The following is a 15,295-nucleotide window of genomic DNA, read 5'->3' as shown; positions in this document are numbered from 1 at the left end:
GCCCAAGAGTCCGTCCCCGAGAACTCCGGCCCGCTGATCTGCGGAACCTCCGTGCACAAAGTGCCGCGATGCTAGCTGACCAGGCACGACGCACCTCGGAGCCGCCCTCTCACCGTCCGCGACTCCACCCGGGGCAGCCGTAACGCGAACCCGTCCCGGAACGATACGAACGCCCCGTCCTCCGACCCCACCCCCCGACGACCGCATACCCCTCTGACCTGCGGGAAAAGAATTCAACTCAGCATCACCCCCCACATCCACCCCGCTGGCCACTTTCGGTCACCCCGCCATCCTCAATCGGGTCGCCCGCAACCGGTGGCCGCCTCCGATTACGCGGACACGGCGTCCGGGGCCCCGACCGGATCGTCCGCCGACCGGCGCCGCACCAGCAGGCACGCGACGGCACCTGCCGCGATCACCACGATGGGCAGCACCAGCGTCGGCCGCATGGCGTGGACGAACCCGTGCTCGAACACCGACGCCGCCGTCCGCCGCACAAGGTCCGACGCCGCACCGCCCCGACCGGCACCGACGTCCAGACCGCCCCGGTCGAAACCGGCGACGAACGAACCACGGGCACCCGCCGGAAGCGCGTCGGCCCGCTTGACCGCCTCCGCGTGCAGCGACACGGCCAGGCGGTTCTGCAACACGGCGCCCACGGCGGCACTGCCGGTGATCGTGCCGATCTGCCGGATCGTGTTCAGCACCCCGGACGCGGCCCCGGCCATCGCGGGCTCCACATCGTGCAGGGCGACCGCGACCATCGGCCCGAAGACACAGCCGATCCCCGCCCCGGCCACGATCAGAGCGGGCTGGAACTCCCACCACTCCCGGCCGACGCTGGCGACCCACGTGAGCCAGGCCAGACCGGCCGCGAACAGGACCAACCCCGCCATCAGGACGTACTTGCCGCCGAGCCGGTCCGCCATCCGGCCGGAGACCGGCGACAGGACCGCCGAGACCACCATCGCCGGCGCCATCACCGCCCCGGCCTCCAGCGCGCTGAACCCCAGCACCGACTGCAAATAGATCATCACCGGCAGGAAAAGGCCGATCATGCCGACCTGCACGGCCGCCGACACGGCGCTCATGACCGCGAAGTTCCGGTCCCGGAACAGCACGAACGGCAGCAGCGGATCGCGCCCCTGCCGACCGCGCTGATGAGTCAGGAAGACCACGAGCAGCAAGAGACCTGCCCCCAGCAACGCCCGAATCCAGGCATTCCACCCGTACCGCTGCCCCTCGGTGAGCCCGAAGGCCAGGCACGCCAGCGTCGCCGTTGCGAGCACCACCCCCGGCACATCGAGCCCGCGCCGGACACCGGGCCGGACGTCCGGCAGAAGCCCCCGAGCCATCACCAGCACGACGACACCGATCGGCACGTTGACGAAGAAGATCCAGCGCCACCCCGCCGCACTCACGAGGAACCCGCCGAGCGTGGGCCCGGCGATGGTCGCCACACCCGCGACCGCGCCCCAGACCCCGAGCGCCGCCCCCCGCCGCGCGGGCGGGAACGTGCCCATGATGATCGTCATCGTCTGCGGCACCAGCGCCGCCGCCCCCAGCCCCTGCACCGCCCGTGCCGCGACGAGCTGAGCCGGGTCCTGCGCGAGCCCGCACAGCACGGACGCCCCGGTGAACAGCACGAGGCCCCACACGAACAACGTCCGCGGCCCCCGCACGTCACCCAGCCGGCCACACGTGATCAGCAACGCCGCCAGCACCAGGATGTACACGTTGATGACCCACAGCACCCCGTCCAGCGATGCGCCCAGATCGTCGACGATGCTGGGAACGGCGACGTTGACGGCCGTCAGATCCAGCAGCGTCATGAAGAACCCGAGGCTGAGCGTCAGCAGGACGGCCCAGGGATTCCCGCGCCACCCCACGGTCAACTCCCGGCGGGCGCCTGAAGGCTCCACAACCGTCCATCGGGATCCCGGACGGTCATCTCCCGCGTCCCGTAGTGGGTCTCCTTGAACGGCGTCACCACCTCCACGACCGGATCCACCTCGAACCGATCCGCATCGGCCACCTTCAACGCCACCTGCACCGCGGGCTCCCGATCCTCGGGAACCTCGACGAGCACGAGGTAAGCCCCGTCCCCATTACGGAACACGCCGGACCCGTCCCCGGCCGTGACCTCCAGCTCAAAGCCCAGCGCCTGGAGGAACTTGGCCCCCTTCCCCCAGTTGCGGGTCTCCATGAAGACCGCCTCGATGCCGTCCGTCGCCATTCCCATCACTCCTTCTCGGAAGCGTCGTCGAGGTAAGCACGCAGCGCCTCGGCGACCAGCGCCGACAGCGACATGCCCGTCTCGATCGCCTGATGCTTCACCTGCCGGATCAGCTCCACCGGCAGATACACGTTGAACTGCTTGACCTCCCCATCACCCATGCGGAAAGGCTAGCATGCTAGCAAGCTAGCTACAAGATCATGATGAGAACGCGAACCTCGCCGCTACCGGTCGCCGATCCCAGTGGCCCATGACGATCGCGCTGATCGTCGTCATCGCGGAGATCGCGGGCGCCGTCACAGGAAACATCGCGCTCTGCCGTTGACACGGAGGTCGACGACTGCAAGAAGCACCGGTCGGCCAGAAGAGCGAACGGCAGCGCTCGGCCCGCAGCACGACCTTGACCGGCGCACAAGTCAGGATCGCCTAGTGACCTACATCTCGCCGCCTCGCCGACCAGCGTTGCTGCGCGAACCCATGAAGCATCATGGCTCGGGCGAACGGCGTCGGGGTCGGGCGGCACCTACGAGTATGTGTGACCGGCGATGCGTGAACAGTTGAAGCAGAGGCCGCAGGAGATGGGAGGTCCCCTCAAAGCTGCTGTGGCCGACCCCAGCCATGCCTTCGCCGGGTGAACTACTCGCGCCCCTGCGGCAGACGCACAGCGACAGCATCCCCGATCAGGCGGGGAACCTCGCCCCTCTGACTCTGACCTGCGTCGGGCTGGCGGGATTTGAACCCACGACCCCCGGCACCCAAACAAAGTTCCACCGATCTTGTGACCTGCGACGAACATGGTCGCGCAGGTCAGGCCCCTTATGGCTACCTCGTCGCCCCTCGCCACTACCGTTCAAGCCGGTCAGCGGAGCCAGTCGGGGCTGTCGGGCCTGCCGTGTACGGCCAGGAGCACGACGGCGGCCGCCAGGAGCGCGAGCTTCCAGCGGCCCCCTGGCCGGCATACGTTGCCGAACTCGGTAGCCGGGTCGTCCGGGTTCCCGATCGTCAGGATCCGGCAGGTGTTGGTCGTGGTGATCGCCTCGACGGCCGTCCACAGCTGCTCAGGGATGCCGCATGCCTCGTCCAAGATCACGAGCACGTATGTGCGGTGGGTGCCTTGGAAGCCGTGCGCGTCATTGTCGGCCGCCGACCAGCGTGCCGTCGTCGAGCTTCCACTCGTCGCTCTGGAGGCCGCGGCCGGGCAGCGGGTCGCCGTCGGGGTTCTTGGCGGCCTTGCGGATCTCTTTCCGCAGGATCGCGTGGACCTGCGCGTAGGTCGGCGCCCTGCTCACAACGAAGGCTTCGCCGGGCGGGTGGACGTCGATCCAATACGCGGCGATCTGCGCGGCGATCCAGCTCTGGCCGGCATCGTGGCAGCTCTTCACCGCGGTGTGCTCGTGGTCGGCGATCGACTGGGCGATCTCGCGTCGCATGGACCACAGGTGCGCTCGGCGCCGCTCCTGCATCCAGCGGACCGGGTCGCCCAGGTACGGCGAGACGGGCGGCGGGGCGAACTGGCGGGCGGCGTACTCCCAGGCGAGGTCTACGGCCACCGGTCACCTCCCTTCGGCGTCACCGCGTGCGGGGCCTTTAGAAGCGGTCGTGGCAAGGGTCGAAGTACTCGCGCAGATGGCGGGGGACGGCGTCTTCCAGCGGGATGATCCGTACGTGGCGATGAACCGGTTGCCCTCGCTGGCGTTGAGATCGGTCACCCACAGCGCGGTCGGGCCGTCGATGAGGGCGTCGAAGGTGACGCGGTAGACGGCCCTGGAGTTCGGGACGGCCTCGTCGAGCCACTTCAGCAGCTCGGCGCGGGTCTCGGGCGGGAGGTCTAAACCTTGTCGCTGTTCAGGGTGAGGTAGGAGGCGGTGTCGGTCATGACTTCGCAGGCCTTTCGCGGGTCTGGTGGGAGCGGTTCTGTCGCGTTGTCGGGGACCGAGGTTGACGGGCTGGCCTGTTCCGGCCTGAGATGCGCGGAATGCACCGTTGGGCTGGAGGATGCGCGGGTGAGTACTGCACGCGCGCTCGCGCTCGCCGGACCCGGCGCCCTCATTCTGGCGATAGCCATCGGGTTCTGGCCGGTCCACGCGACGATCGGGTTCGGCGGCACGGTGAACTGCGGGTCGGCGTTCCGGCCGATCCACGCGTCCGACAGCTACGACGTGCTGTCGGACAAGACCGGTGCGGCCCTGGCGGCTACCCAGGCGGTGGACGAGCGGTGCGATGCCGCGCGCTCGGGGCCTGGATATGTGGCGCGGGCGGCTGGCGCGGCCGGGCTTGCGGTGCTGGTCGTCGCGTTCACACGTAGCCGGCGCCGCGAAGGCGCCGCGGCCGAGGGCTGACGCGGCCCGGGAATGCGAGCGCCCGGCGCGGTGGCCGGGCGGTTTTGGGCATGGTGGCCCAGGCGCAGAGTGGTTCAAGCGCGGCGATCTTGTCAAGCAGCGCGTGTCTTGCGGGCGCGGCGCTCCCGGCGCGGGCGTCATCGTGCAGCTTGCACGCGGCGACGACGTCGACCAGCAACTCCCCGTCCTCTCGTCGATGCGCGATGGGAGGTCTTCGGCCTTGTGCCAGATCCGGAAGGCCTCGGCCGAGCGGCCGGTGTACTCGGCAGAGGCCCAGATGGGGGTTAGACGCCCGGCCAGGCGCGCAGTCTCCGAGTTCGCGTCACGTGCCCATTGTGGCGTGATCACTCAGCTACCGGATTGGCCGTGTGAAGCGGAGCGTCTCAGTGTGGCAGGTCTGTGCCGTCCGGACTGGAGCAGCGCGCGCGGGCTCATGATGGTGGCCACTGGTTTACGCTTGTGGGGACTCCTCTGTGAGGCCTCAATCTGCGATGCGGTCGGCGGTGTCTCCCCAGGCGTGAGCCTGTACCGTCGGCCCCGTTTGACGTCTTCTCACGGCCCGTCGTTTCGGCTGGAGCGCAGACTTATCGTCTCGATTGGCTGTCGGAGTGCACGGTGACTAAAGATGTGTGCGCGCATATGTATGGCCGAGTCCGGCTGTGGCCTGCATCCTTCGCTCTGAAGGTCAACCAACGCGAAAGGATCGCGCATGCGCCGTCTGAAGGCCGTAGCCGCTACAGCGGGTCTGGCCATGCTCCCACTCGGCTTATCCGCCGCTCTGCCCTCGCAGGCCGTGGCCACGGTCGAGAGGTCGAATGTACAGCAGTCCGCTCCGGCGAGCCCGGCCGACTGCGTGTACTACCTGAGCCTGGCCGGCTACACCATCACGCCCGCCAGGGTCTCCGCCTGCAATGCAGGTGACGGCCTGAATTGCTGGGTAAGGCTGATGAACACAGGGGTCAGCAACTATCACGCGGCGAACGCCTGCCGGTTGCTCTGAGCCAGTTGCTCGACTGCTACCGACCTCCGTTGACAGGAACCGGCAGGTGTCGACTGCGATGGAACTGGTGGTGTCTCACCAGGCGCAAGCCTGTACCGTCGGCCCCGTTTCGCGTTCCCGCAGCGCGCCGGTCGCTGGAGGAGGAAGGACCCCGTCGCCTCGGCTGACTGCCCGGGCGACGGGGTGGTCATCTGCGGTCGTCGCGCTTGTTGAGAGCCTCGCGAGGCCCTGGATGACCGCCAAGCGGGACCTGATTCAGTAGATCTGGGTGGCGACGAAATCTGCCTTCCACATCGCGAAGTCCTCTCCGGCGTCGAAGAGGTAGTCGCAGGCGGTGAGCTCGCCGTCTTGAAGCAGGACAGCCGATCCACGAGGACGATCGGAACGGTCAGTAGCGACTTGCTGTGGACGTGCATCCAACGATCCACTGTGACCGGTCCGGGCACATGGTCTGGTGAATCCCTGAGCTCGGATCGGGCGTCTGAGTGAAGTGGGTGAGGTGGCGTCGGGCGGCGCACACGGGCGCGTGAGGCGGCGCTGGCGATACGGCAGCACTGGGCGAAGACTCAGGCGCGACGTGAGCCCAAGCCGTTGCGGGTGCGTCCGCTGGCGGCCGGGTTCTGGATACTGGCGCCTGCGGGCGCGGCGGTCGGGCTGATGCTGGCGTTCCGGCGGCAGCGCGATGTCGAGCTGGCGACCGCGCTGAGGCAGTTGGACGCGGCCGAGCGGCAAATAACCGAGCTGTACAACGCCGCCGCCGAACAACAATCACCGAAGAAAATCGAACGCACTATCTAAGGCCTCGCCGCAGCGGATCTCACAACGGACAACCATCCCGTCTTGTTCTGCCCCGATCCGGTTGAGCGTAGAGACGGCGGCCGACGTCCAATGGGTGTGAGCGATGCGAGTGGTAGCTCGGGGCCCGGTTCTGCAGAGCGGGCAGAACAGCCTGAACAGCAAGACGTTGCGGCGCGAGTGTCGGCGCCGACACAGGAAGAACTGGACGCCTTGCCGGCGGATCGTCGGCTGGAGCTGCTGGAGATGGCGCGGGCCCGTGAGGATGCCGAGCGTGTACGAGAACGCGATCGGCTGGAGGCGGAGCGGGAACGGCGCCGGCAGGCTCGTCATCAGCGTTGGAACACCGTCGCGATCCTGGGCCGGGCTCGTGTTCGCCGGCGGGGGCTTGGTTGTGACGGCGCTGACGTTCCGGACCGGGCAACAGGAGGTGCGAACGGCGCGGGAGAACGTCGCCATCGCGCAGCAGGGCCAGGTCACCGGCCGGTCCACCAAAGCGGTCGAGCAACTGGCCTCCGGTAAGCGGGAGGTGCGGACCGCAGCGGTGTACGCGCTGGAGCAATCGCCAAGGACTCCGAGCGCGACCGGCTGGCCATGCGCGACGTGCTGGCCGCCTACGTCCGCGAACACGATCCCGCCCCCGCGGTGAGGACCCAGGACCTACCGGCCGAGCCCGACATCGACGTCACCACTGCCCTCAAAGTCCTGGCCCGACGCCCGCCCGATCCTCCCGCGGCCGGTGCCCTGGATTTGCACAAGACCCGCATCCCCCACACCGCCACTCCGCGCGCGAACCTGTTGACCGCGGACCTGAGCGGCGCGGACCTGACCAGAATCCGTGGGACTTCTGAAGTGCAGATCCGGAAAGTCGCCCGAACCGACGCCAACACCCGGTTCTAGGCAGCCCGGCGAATGACTGGCAGTCAGGTTGGCATGATACTTCTGGACGGAACTTCGCCCGGTTGACGGATGCTGCGTACACAGCCGTGACCTGTGCGAACCGAGTCAGTCTGCGCCTATGAGACAGTGGTCACCGGCACACTTCACTCCAAATCCACGCCGGTGAGTTCATCCGCCGGAGAGAGATCGGCTCGGCGCCGTAGATACCGGACGGCGTGGCGCCACCTGCCGTTCTCTGCTGCGGCGTCCACGCCGATCTCCATCACGACATCGGGGACGACTCGCGTGTACGGGATCGGCTCAGCCATGCCCGGCAGGCCAACGGCCCAGCCCGCGGGCACCTCCTCCGGCCACGAGTGCTCCACGTCCGCAGGCGTGAGCGCGCCGCAGAGCTCATCACGGGCGGATGCGGCGAGTAGGGCGGTGCGCGCCGCAATGCGCAGCCAGCCGCTCGGGCTGTACCAGCCGAGGATCAGGGTGCTGGGCGTTTCGGGGTTCCCGGTGAGGCCGCCCACGGTCGCCTCGGTGGTCGTCCGCCGTTTCACCTTCCACCAGCCGCGGCGGCCTTCTAGGTAGGGGCTTCGGCACTTTTCCCGACCAGGCCTTGATGCCTTGCGCTGTCAGCGCCTCGGAGTAGAGCCGGGTCTGCGTACGCACGAGCGATCGGGGACCCAGCGGACCTACGCGTATCTATTGGTGAATCACTTGCGGTGGTTGGAGCGGGAGGCGCTCGGGCCGGGCACCGTGACGCAGCGAGATCTTGAGCGCTACATGGGGATCAACGAGGAACTGGGCCGGCGCCTGGACAGGACTCGGCTGCCTTCCCGAAGCGACCGCAACCGCATATTGCTGGGCCATGCCGCCAAATCGCTACCGGCTGACCCGCTGGAACCGCGGCGAGTCCGCCGCCGACATCCGAAGCTGCTGCCCGAGGGCGCGCGTGATCGCTTGCTCGAAGAGGTGCACACGGCGGGGGACCGGATGGTGGTGACCTGGCTTGCGGACAGCGGGTTTCGGATCGGCAAGCTCTGCGGCTTCCACCTGGTCGATCTGCACCTGAGAGAGCGGGCGGGCTGCGGAGATCTACGTGCACCGCACGCTCATGTCTGTCATCGAGAGGGCAATGGCAACCGGGCCCGGGTCAAGGTCAAGTACCCCTGGGACCATGTCGACGGAACCGTCTGTGGCGGACTGGTCAAGCCCCGCGATGATCCACACCCACACGATGTCGGGGATGGGCGGCACCTACGGGCATGTGTCACCAGCCATGCAAGGAGAGTTGACGCAGGCGCTGCAGGCGCGCTGAAGAGTCGCTCTGAAGCAGCGGCTGGAGATGTGGCCGACCTCAGCCGTACCGTTGCTAGATGAGCTACTCGGGAGACGCAGAGCAAGATCGTCTCCCGATCGCGTGGGAGGCCTTGTCCCTCTGGCCAGGGATAGGAACTCTGACCTGCGTCGGGCTGGCGGGATTTGAACCCACGACCCCCGGCACCCAAAGCCGGTGCGCTACCAAACTGCGCTACAGCCCGCACACCGCCGAACGCGGTGACGCCGAGAAGTCTAGTGCCGAACAGGCCCGTCCGCCTCGTTCAACCCGGCATTCCGGTCGTCCGGCCCCCACCGAACACGACCGCTCCCGAAAGCCTGTACGCTACGGGATGGCGATCGAGGGCTCCGGCCCTACGCGGGCGTAGCTCAATGGTAGAGCCCCAGTCTTCCAAACTGGCTACGCGGGTTCGATTCCCGTCGCCCGCTCTCTAATTTCCGCAGGTCAGGGGCCATGCATCTGAGATCTTGGAGTCACTCCAAGATTTTCTATCACCGGTTCTATCACTGGGCCCGTACGTGATCATGGCGGATCCGACCGCCTGGAGCGGCACGTGAGAGCACTCCAGCGCCCCGCCGATTGGACATGACCGGGCTCCCGGCACGCGGCGGCCTCACGCCCCGGACGGCACCTAGACCCGGGTCAACGCTTCCGACACCGCTGCCGAGGCGTGGATCCACCTAAAGCAGGGGCACATGAGGCGGCGTGCGAGGCGTGGAGACCCGATAGCAGGGGTGAACTCCGCCCGTACCCGCAAGGTGGTGACCGAGGTGCTCCAGGAGGCGCGTTTCTCGCTGGCGCCATCCGGCCGAGCGCAGGCAAGGCAGGGGCCGCTGTCGGAAGCCACGCGGCATGGCTGAGGAGCAGCGCACGGCAGACGATCGTCATGGAGGTCAGAGCCGGTGTCCCGTCCGGCCCGGATCTCGTCGAACCGGCCGTTAGTCAGGACGCCGCAACAGAGACGACCTTCGGACGGCCATTGGCCCTCTCGGACCATTCGCCTTCCGGGCAGTCCCGCTCGCCGCAACGGAGACGACCGTCGGCCGTGGGCAAGTCAGCGAGGTCGGTGTACTTCATGGGCTGCATGAGCGTGCCTCCGTGGATCCGGGATTACGTGGTGGGTCTCAATCAGGTGAAGCACCAGCCGCTGTCGCAGGTGCCGTCGCCTTCGTCGAAGGGGAGGGTGTCGGTGTCGGGGGTGACGTCGGCGAGGGGTGCGTTGTAGCGGGTGAGGTAGACGGGGTCTTTGCCGAGGGTGGCGCGGCGGTTGTTGATGGTGTTTTCGAGGTGGCAGGCCTTGGTGAACAGGTCGGGTTGGTCGCGGCGCATGTCCTGCCAGGTGGTGAGGCGGTGGAAGGGGCAGAACCAGCAGGCGGATTTGGGTGGGACGGGTAGTCCGGCGGAGCGGATGATGCGGGGGCAGTCGGTGCGGCGGATGCCGAGGTCCAGGAGGGGGTAGGTGATGCGTTCGTAGGGTTCGTGGCGGCGGTTGTTGGCACGGTGGATGTCGCGGCCGTAGAGGGTTTCGGTGGTGCCGTCGCGGCGCGATCGTTGGGGATGACAAGGGTGTGCCTCCTGAGGGGTGGGTGAAATCCCCGATGAGCGCGTTCTTGCGGCCGGCGTGGCCATGGGGAGTTGGACACGCCTGGGGACTGCGCTGAGCCTGGCGATCCGGTGGAGGGCGAAGCAGAGGGTGGGGACGCGACGGCGCGCAGGTGCGGGCGGTCGCGTTTTTTGCGCCGGTTCGGGTGGCGGCTCAGGTGGGGGCGGTCAGCAGACGCCGCCGGCGATCGAGATCTCGGCGCCGGTGATGTAGCTGGCGCGGTCGGAGGCCAGGAACATGACCAGTTCGGCGACCTCGTCGGGTGTGCCAGAGCGCTGCATGGGGATGAACGCTTTGAACAGGTCGAGCATGCCGGGCGGGTTCTCCTCCAGCATGGGGGTGTCGATGACCCCCGGGTGGACGGAGTTGACCCGGATCCCCAGTGGGGCGAGTTCGAACGCGGCGACCTTGCTCATGCCGCGGGAGGCCCATTTGGTCATCGAGTAGGCGAACGAGCCGGGGAAGTTCATCATGCCGGCGGTGGAGGAGATGTTGACGATCGAGCCGCGGCCGGCGGCCGTCATCGTCTCCAGGACGGCCTTCATTCCCAGGAACACGCCGCGCTGGTTGACCCGGTAGTGGAGGTCGAAGTTCGCCTCGTCGGTGTTGGCGAGCGGCTTGGGTTTGTAGATGCCGGCGTTGTTTATCAGGATGTCGATGGTGCCGAACGCTTTGAGGGCCTGCCGTACGACCTCGGCCCAGTCTTCGGCCGAGGACACGTCGTGTGGGACGAAGATCGCGGCGTCGCCGAGTTCGTCGGCGACGGCGGTGCCGTCCTTGTCGAGGTCGGTGAGGACCACCCGGGCGCCGTGGGCGACGAACAGCCGTGCTTCGGCCGCTCCTTGGCCGCGAGCCGCTCCGGTGATGATGGCGACCTTGCCGTCGAGTTCTGTCATGGGAGGTCTCCTTGCTACCAGGTGCGGTCCCGGCCCCACAGGAACCGATCGGCGTCCAAGCCGGCGTAGTCGGGATCGAGGTAGATGCTCATGCGGGAGATCAGGGGGCCGTTGAAGTCGAAGACGGAGGCGAACCGGCCGCCGGGGGTCCTGCCGCCCTCCCAGGTGTTCCCGGCCTGGTCGGCGCCGCTGGTGCGGCCCTCGACCACGACGGTCTGGCCCTGGCTGACGTACCGGAAGGAGTCCAGGTCGTGGGCGATGGAGGCGATCGAGCCGATCAGCCCGATGGCCAGTTCGGCGACGGCTTCCTTGCCGCGCCGCACCCCGAACTTGGGGAAGTACAGTTCGACGTCCTCGGTGAACAGGTCGAGGGTGTCGGGCCGTCCGGCGTCGGCGCGCCGGTAGTACTCGGTGGCGGTGTCGATCCGCTGCTGCGGGGTCACGGTCACGTCCGGGCCCTTCCGGTGTGGGGGTGGGTGCCCGCCGCGTGGAACAGGTCGCGGGCGGCGGGATAGTCGGCTTTGCCCGCCGGGTTGCGGGGGACGCGCGCGACGACGATCACCGAGCGGGGCAGCTTGTAGGCGGCCAGGGAGGCGCGCAGCGCGTCGATGGTGGCGCCGGTGTCCTCGGTGGAGCCTTCGGGGCGGGAGATGACGGCGGCGACACGCTGTCCGAAGCGCTCGTCGGGGACGCCGAACACCAGGGCGTCCTCGACCGTCGGCAGGGCTTTGAGGGCTTCTTCGACCTCTTCGGCGAAGACCTTCTCACCGGCGGTGTTGATGCACTGGGACCCGCGACCGAGGAGCTGGAGGGTGCCGTCGTCGTTGACGGTGGCCCAATCGCCGGGCAGCGTGTACCGCCTGCCGTCGATGGTCTTGAACGTCGCGGCGGTCTTCTCGGCGTCCTTGTAGTAGCCCTCGGCGCCGCCGGGCAACGCGACCAGGCCCTTCTCCTCCGTCCCGGCCCCGATGCGCCGTCCTTCGGGGGTGACGACGATGACGCCGGGCGAGGGGTGGAACCGGCCGGTCGGCACGGGCGCGCCGGCGGTGGCCAGCGACATGCCCATGGTGCCCTCACTGGCGGAGATCAGGTCGATGATCATCGCGTGCGGAAGGCAGTCCAGCAGGCCGGCCTTCACCTCGGCGGAGAACATCGCCCCGGACGACCCGATCGAGGTCAGGCAGGACAGGTCGCGGCCGGGGTTGGCGCGCAGTTCGGCGAGCATGGGACGGGCGAAGGGGTCGCCGACGATGGTGATGTTGGTGACCCGCTCCCGCTCGACGGTGTCCCACAGCGCGGCGGCGTCGAAGCGGCGCTCTTCCAGCAGGACGAGGGTGCCGCCGGTGTTGAGCGCGGGCATCGCGCCCATCGCCATGCCGGTGTTGTGCATCAGCGGCGAGGCGGGCAGGCCGATGAGGCGGGCGTCGCCGAGCGCGGCGGCGAAGCCGGGAACGTCGTCGATCTTCTGCGGCGGGTGGCCCAGCAGCGGCGGCACACTCTGCAGGACGTAGTCCAGCGCGGGTCCGACCTTGAACATGACGCCCTTGGGCATGCCGGTGGTGCCGCCGGTGTAGATCATCGTGATGTCGTCGGGGTTTCGGCTGATGCGGTCGGCCGGCTGTGCCGTCGCCAGGGCCGTCTCGTAGCCTTCGGCGGCGGCGAGCACGGGCCCGGAGGTCCCGTCGTCGACCTCGATGACGGCCTTGAGCGAGGTGCCGCCGGTCAGGGCGTCGGCGACGACCGCGCGCAGGCTCGCGTGGTAGATCAGCGCCTCGGCGTCGGCGTTGTCGAGCAGGTAGGCGATCTCGGGCGCGGTGTAGCGGTGGTTGATGTTGAACGGAACCGCCCGCAGCTTAAGCGCGGCGAAGTAGCTCTCGGTGAACTCGGGCGTGTTGTACAGCAGTTGCCCGACCTTGGCGCTTCGTCCGACGCCGCGTGCGGCCAGCGCTCCGGCCAGGAGGGCGGAGCGGTGCTCGAACTCGGCCCAGGTGCGGCGGGTGGCGCCGTGGATGATGGCGGGCCGGTCGCCGAGAGCGTCGGCCAGGTGCTCCCACAAGGTGGCGGGATGGGTCTCCATCACGGCTCAGGCACCCGCCCCGATGAACTCGATCTCGGTGGTGAAGAAGAACGCCGAGCGTTCGATGTCGATGAAGTTGCGCTCGTCCTCCAGCAGGGCGAGGTTGGCGTGGAGCTGCGCGGCGGTCATCTCCCCGTCGAGGTCGTCGGCGTCGAACCACACCTCGGCGATGCCGTCGAACGGTTCGATGCCGTTGCGGGAGCCGCTGAACAGGTCGGTGAGGTCGCCGCGCAGCAGGTGCGACTGGACGTACCGCTTGATCTTCAGGTCTCCGGCGACCGACGTCACGATCTCGGAGTGGTTCTCGCGCCAGTAGGTCGCGAATTCCTCGACGGTCAGGCTGGGCTTGCGGCGAATGCAGGCCACGGTCTTGATCAGCGGCATGTCAGGAGACTCCGATGCAGGTGTTGGTGATCTCGCCGATGCCTTCGACCCAGCTGACCAGCGTGGAGCCGGGCTGGAGGAACCGTGCGGGCTGGCGGACGATGCCGACGCCGGCGGGGGTGCCGGTGAAGATGAGGTCGCCGGGCCGCAGCGGGCAGACCGCCGACAGTTCGGCCACCAGCCGGGGGACGGAGAAGATGAGGTCGTCGGTGCGGGACTGCTGCATGGTGTCGCCGTCGACGGAGCAGCCGAGGGTGAGGTTGTCGCGGTCGGGCAGCTCGTCGGGGGTGACCACCCACGGGCCGAGTGGGCCGTAGCCGCGCCGGGACTTGCCCAGGGAGAACTGGCCGCCGGCGGCGAACTGCAGGGTGCGGTCGCTGATGTCCTGCCCGACGGTCAGGCCCGCGACGTGGTCCCATCCGTCGGCTTCGGGGACGCGGTCGGCGGTGCGGCCGATGACGGCGACGAGCTCGACCTCCCAGTCGACGGTCTCGTTCACGATCTCGATGGGATCGAACGGGCCGGCCAGCGAGCCGGGGAACTTGGTGAAGGTGGCCGGCACCTCGGGGATGGGCATGCCGGATTCCTCGGCGTGGCCGCGGTAATTCAGGCCGATCGCGAACACCTGGCTCGGGCTCGGCACTGGGCAGGTCAGCGTTGCCCGGTCCAGCGGCGCGGTGCCGGTGGTGAGGGTCGCGGCGAAGGCGGTGAAGGCGCCCCAGTCGGCGTAGACGCTCATCGGGTCGGGCCCGAACCGGCCGTCGGAGGCGGTGGCGATGTCGGCGACCCGGTCACCCAGGACCAGGACGGCACGGCCGTCGATGGCTGCGATCTTCATGGGTCACAGGGCCTTCTGTCGCAGCGGCTGGTGGCCCCAGGCGCTGATGCGGTCGTAGCGGCGCTCGTCGTCCCATCCGTCGGTGATGACGCGGGCTCCGTGGCCGACCTCGACCTGGAAGCCCGCGGGGCTCTCGACGTAGAAGCTGAACATGCCGTCGTTGTCGTGGCGGCCCAGCCCGTTGGGGATCGGCAGGTCGGTGGCCCAGGCCCGGTCGAACGCCGCGCCGACATCGTCGCGGTCGCGGGTCTCGACCATCAGGTGGTGGAGCTTCTGCGGCAGCTCGAAGGGGGCTCTGGCCAGCGCGACGGTGTGGTGGCGCTGGTTGCAGTGGTAGAAGTTCACCTCTAGCTCCAGGCCGGCCATGATCTCCATCTCCAACCAGTCGGAGCGCGCGAAGCCGAGCCCGTCGACGAGGAACCGGTGGGACTCCTCGAACTCCGGGGTGGCGAACACGACGTGACCGAAGCCCACCCCGCCGGTGAGGAACCCGCCCGGCACCAGCGGCGAGGCGTACGGCGACGACGCGTCCGCCAGTCCCTGGACGATCTCGATCGAGATGCCCCACGGCGCCCGCGTGCGGGCCAGGCGCCGCACCCGGCGGGCCGCGGCCTGCTCGCCGGTGCCGTCTGCGACGGCGAACCCGACAGCGCGCAGCCTTTCCACGGTGGCGGTGAACGCCTCGTCGTCGACGGCCTCGAAGGCGACGACGGTGGCGTCGTTCGCGGCGCCCGGCGACACCATGACGCGATGGGCCTTGTCGTCATTGCGCCAGGTGAGGGCGCCATCGGCCGACTCACCGGGGACGAGGCCGATCACCTGGTCGAAGAAGCCCGTCAGGGTGGCCGGGTCGGGCACCTCGATGCCGACATAGGCGATCTCAAGGTCGTGATTCATCAT

The 15,295-nt window shown here is 68.5% G+C and carries 19 protein-coding genes and 2 tRNA genes; 7 read left to right on the top strand and 14 right to left on the bottom strand.

Features of this window, described 5'->3' with window-relative positions:
* Positions 1 to 329: 329 nt before the first annotated feature.
* The 5 genes from E1300_RS11330 to E1300_RS11310 all read right to left on the bottom strand — a co-directional run bounded on the left by E1300_RS11330 (position 330) and on the right by E1300_RS11310 (position 3,786).
* Entirely contained in the window at positions 330 to 1,889 is a 1,560-nt protein-coding gene (locus E1300_RS11330; protein WP_242619076.1) for a DHA2 family efflux MFS transporter permease subunit, read from the bottom strand.
* Between the two features lie 2 nt (positions 1,890 to 1,891).
* Complete coding sequence (locus E1300_RS11325) at positions 1,892 to 2,236, bottom strand: VOC family protein (protein WP_131756894.1); 345 nt, start codon at positions 2,234 to 2,236, stop codon at positions 1,892 to 1,894.
* 5 nt (positions 2,237 to 2,241) lie between these two features.
* On the bottom strand, positions 2,242 to 2,397 hold the full coding sequence (locus E1300_RS11320; RefSeq protein ID WP_131756892.1) for a ribbon-helix-helix domain-containing protein: 156 nt from the start codon (positions 2,395 to 2,397) through the stop codon (positions 2,242 to 2,244).
* 698 nt (positions 2,398 to 3,095) lie between these two features.
* The gene (locus E1300_RS11315; protein WP_131756890.1) at positions 3,096 to 3,332 is read right to left on the bottom strand and encodes a hypothetical protein; all 237 of its coding nucleotides are present in this window, start codon (positions 3,330 to 3,332) and stop codon (positions 3,096 to 3,098) included.
* A gap of 34 nt (positions 3,333 to 3,366) precedes the next feature.
* Complete coding sequence (locus E1300_RS11310) at positions 3,367 to 3,786, bottom strand: hypothetical protein (RefSeq protein WP_131756888.1); 420 nt, start codon at positions 3,784 to 3,786, stop codon at positions 3,367 to 3,369.
* A 49-nt stretch (positions 3,787 to 3,835) separates the two neighbouring features.
* Between E1300_RS11310 and E1300_RS49960 the strand changes: the two genes are divergently transcribed.
* From E1300_RS49960 to E1300_RS11290, 5 genes are all read left to right on the top strand, one after another.
* Positions 3,836 to 3,994, top strand: coding sequence for a hypothetical protein (locus E1300_RS49960; protein WP_165502795.1), 159 nt, complete (start codon positions 3,836 to 3,838; stop codon positions 3,992 to 3,994).
* Between the two features lie 245 nt (positions 3,995 to 4,239).
* Positions 4,240 to 4,575: a hypothetical protein gene (locus E1300_RS11305; protein WP_131756887.1), complete on the top strand. Its 336-nt coding sequence runs from the start codon at positions 4,240 to 4,242 to the stop codon at positions 4,573 to 4,575.
* Positions 4,576 to 5,284: 709 nt separating this feature from the next.
* Positions 5,285 to 5,575, top strand: coding sequence for a hypothetical protein (locus tag E1300_RS11300; protein ID WP_131756885.1), 291 nt, complete (start codon positions 5,285 to 5,287; stop codon positions 5,573 to 5,575).
* Between the two features lie 597 nt (positions 5,576 to 6,172).
* Entirely contained in the window at positions 6,173 to 6,373 is a 201-nt protein-coding gene (locus E1300_RS11295) for a hypothetical protein (RefSeq protein WP_131756883.1), read from the top strand.
* Between the two features lie 591 nt (positions 6,374 to 6,964).
* On the top strand, positions 6,965 to 7,270 hold the full coding sequence (locus tag E1300_RS11290; protein ID WP_131756881.1) for a hypothetical protein: 306 nt from the start codon (positions 6,965 to 6,967) through the stop codon (positions 7,268 to 7,270).
* A 143-nt stretch (positions 7,271 to 7,413) separates the two neighbouring features.
* Here the strand turns inward: E1300_RS11290 and E1300_RS11285 are convergent, their stop codons facing one another.
* Positions 7,414 to 7,785 (bottom strand): hypothetical protein, encoded by a 372-nt coding sequence (locus tag E1300_RS11285; protein WP_131756880.1) that lies wholly within the window; start codon positions 7,783 to 7,785, stop codon positions 7,414 to 7,416.
* A gap of 199 nt (positions 7,786 to 7,984) precedes the next feature.
* Between E1300_RS11285 and E1300_RS11280 the strand changes: the two genes are divergently transcribed.
* Complete coding sequence (locus tag E1300_RS11280) at positions 7,985 to 8,638, top strand: site-specific integrase (RefSeq protein WP_131756878.1); 654 nt, start codon at positions 7,985 to 7,987, stop codon at positions 8,636 to 8,638.
* Between the two features lie 87 nt (positions 8,639 to 8,725).
* Here the strand turns inward: E1300_RS11280 and E1300_RS11275 are convergent.
* Positions 8,726 to 8,799: transfer RNA gene (locus tag E1300_RS11275), tRNA-Pro, on the bottom strand.
* 155 nt (positions 8,800 to 8,954) lie between these two features.
* Here E1300_RS11275 and E1300_RS11270 point away from each other — a divergent pair.
* A tRNA-Gly gene (locus E1300_RS11270) sits at positions 8,955 to 9,025 on the top strand.
* Positions 9,026 to 9,725: 700 nt separating this feature from the next.
* Here the strand turns inward: E1300_RS11270 and E1300_RS11265 are convergent.
* The 7 genes from E1300_RS11265 to E1300_RS11235 form a co-directional block, all read right to left on the bottom strand.
* On the bottom strand, positions 9,726 to 10,226 hold the full coding sequence (locus E1300_RS11265; RefSeq protein ID WP_207399647.1) for a hypothetical protein: 501 nt from the start codon (positions 10,224 to 10,226) through the stop codon (positions 9,726 to 9,728).
* Positions 10,227 to 10,367: 141 nt separating this feature from the next.
* The gene (locus E1300_RS11260; RefSeq protein WP_131756876.1) at positions 10,368 to 11,096 is read right to left on the bottom strand and encodes an SDR family NAD(P)-dependent oxidoreductase; all 729 of its coding nucleotides are present in this window, start codon (positions 11,094 to 11,096) and stop codon (positions 10,368 to 10,370) included.
* Positions 11,097 to 11,110: 14 nt separating this feature from the next.
* Entirely contained in the window at positions 11,111 to 11,545 is a 435-nt protein-coding gene (locus tag E1300_RS11255) for a nuclear transport factor 2 family protein (RefSeq protein ID WP_131756875.1), read from the bottom strand.
* The gene (locus tag E1300_RS11250) at positions 11,542 to 13,173 is read right to left on the bottom strand and encodes an AMP-binding protein (RefSeq protein WP_131756873.1); all 1,632 of its coding nucleotides are present in this window, start codon (positions 13,171 to 13,173) and stop codon (positions 11,542 to 11,544) included. Before E1300_RS11250 ends, E1300_RS11255 begins: the two co-directional genes overlap by 4 nt.
* 6 nt (positions 13,174 to 13,179) lie before the next feature.
* The gene (locus tag E1300_RS11245) at positions 13,180 to 13,557 is read right to left on the bottom strand and encodes an EthD domain-containing protein (protein WP_131756871.1); all 378 of its coding nucleotides are present in this window, start codon (positions 13,555 to 13,557) and stop codon (positions 13,180 to 13,182) included.
* A 1-nt stretch (position 13,558) separates the two neighbouring features.
* Positions 13,559 to 14,395 carry a fumarylacetoacetate hydrolase family protein gene (locus E1300_RS11240; protein ID WP_131756870.1) on the bottom strand — a complete coding sequence of 279 codons (837 nt, stop codon included), beginning with the start codon at positions 14,393 to 14,395 and terminating at the stop codon, positions 13,559 to 13,561.
* A gap of 3 nt (positions 14,396 to 14,398) precedes the next feature.
* On the bottom strand, positions 14,399 to 15,292 hold the full coding sequence (locus E1300_RS11235; RefSeq protein WP_131756868.1) for a VOC family protein: 894 nt from the start codon (positions 15,290 to 15,292) through the stop codon (positions 14,399 to 14,401).
* Positions 15,293 to 15,295: the final 3 nt, after the last annotated feature.

The organism is Actinomadura fibrosa, from assembly GCF_900659615.1.
Classification (GTDB): domain Bacteria; phylum Actinomycetota; class Actinomycetes; order Streptosporangiales; family Streptosporangiaceae; genus Spirillospora; species Spirillospora fibrosa.
Note: the sequence above shows the minus strand (reverse complement) of the source record. Positions and strands in the feature narration are given on the sequence as shown.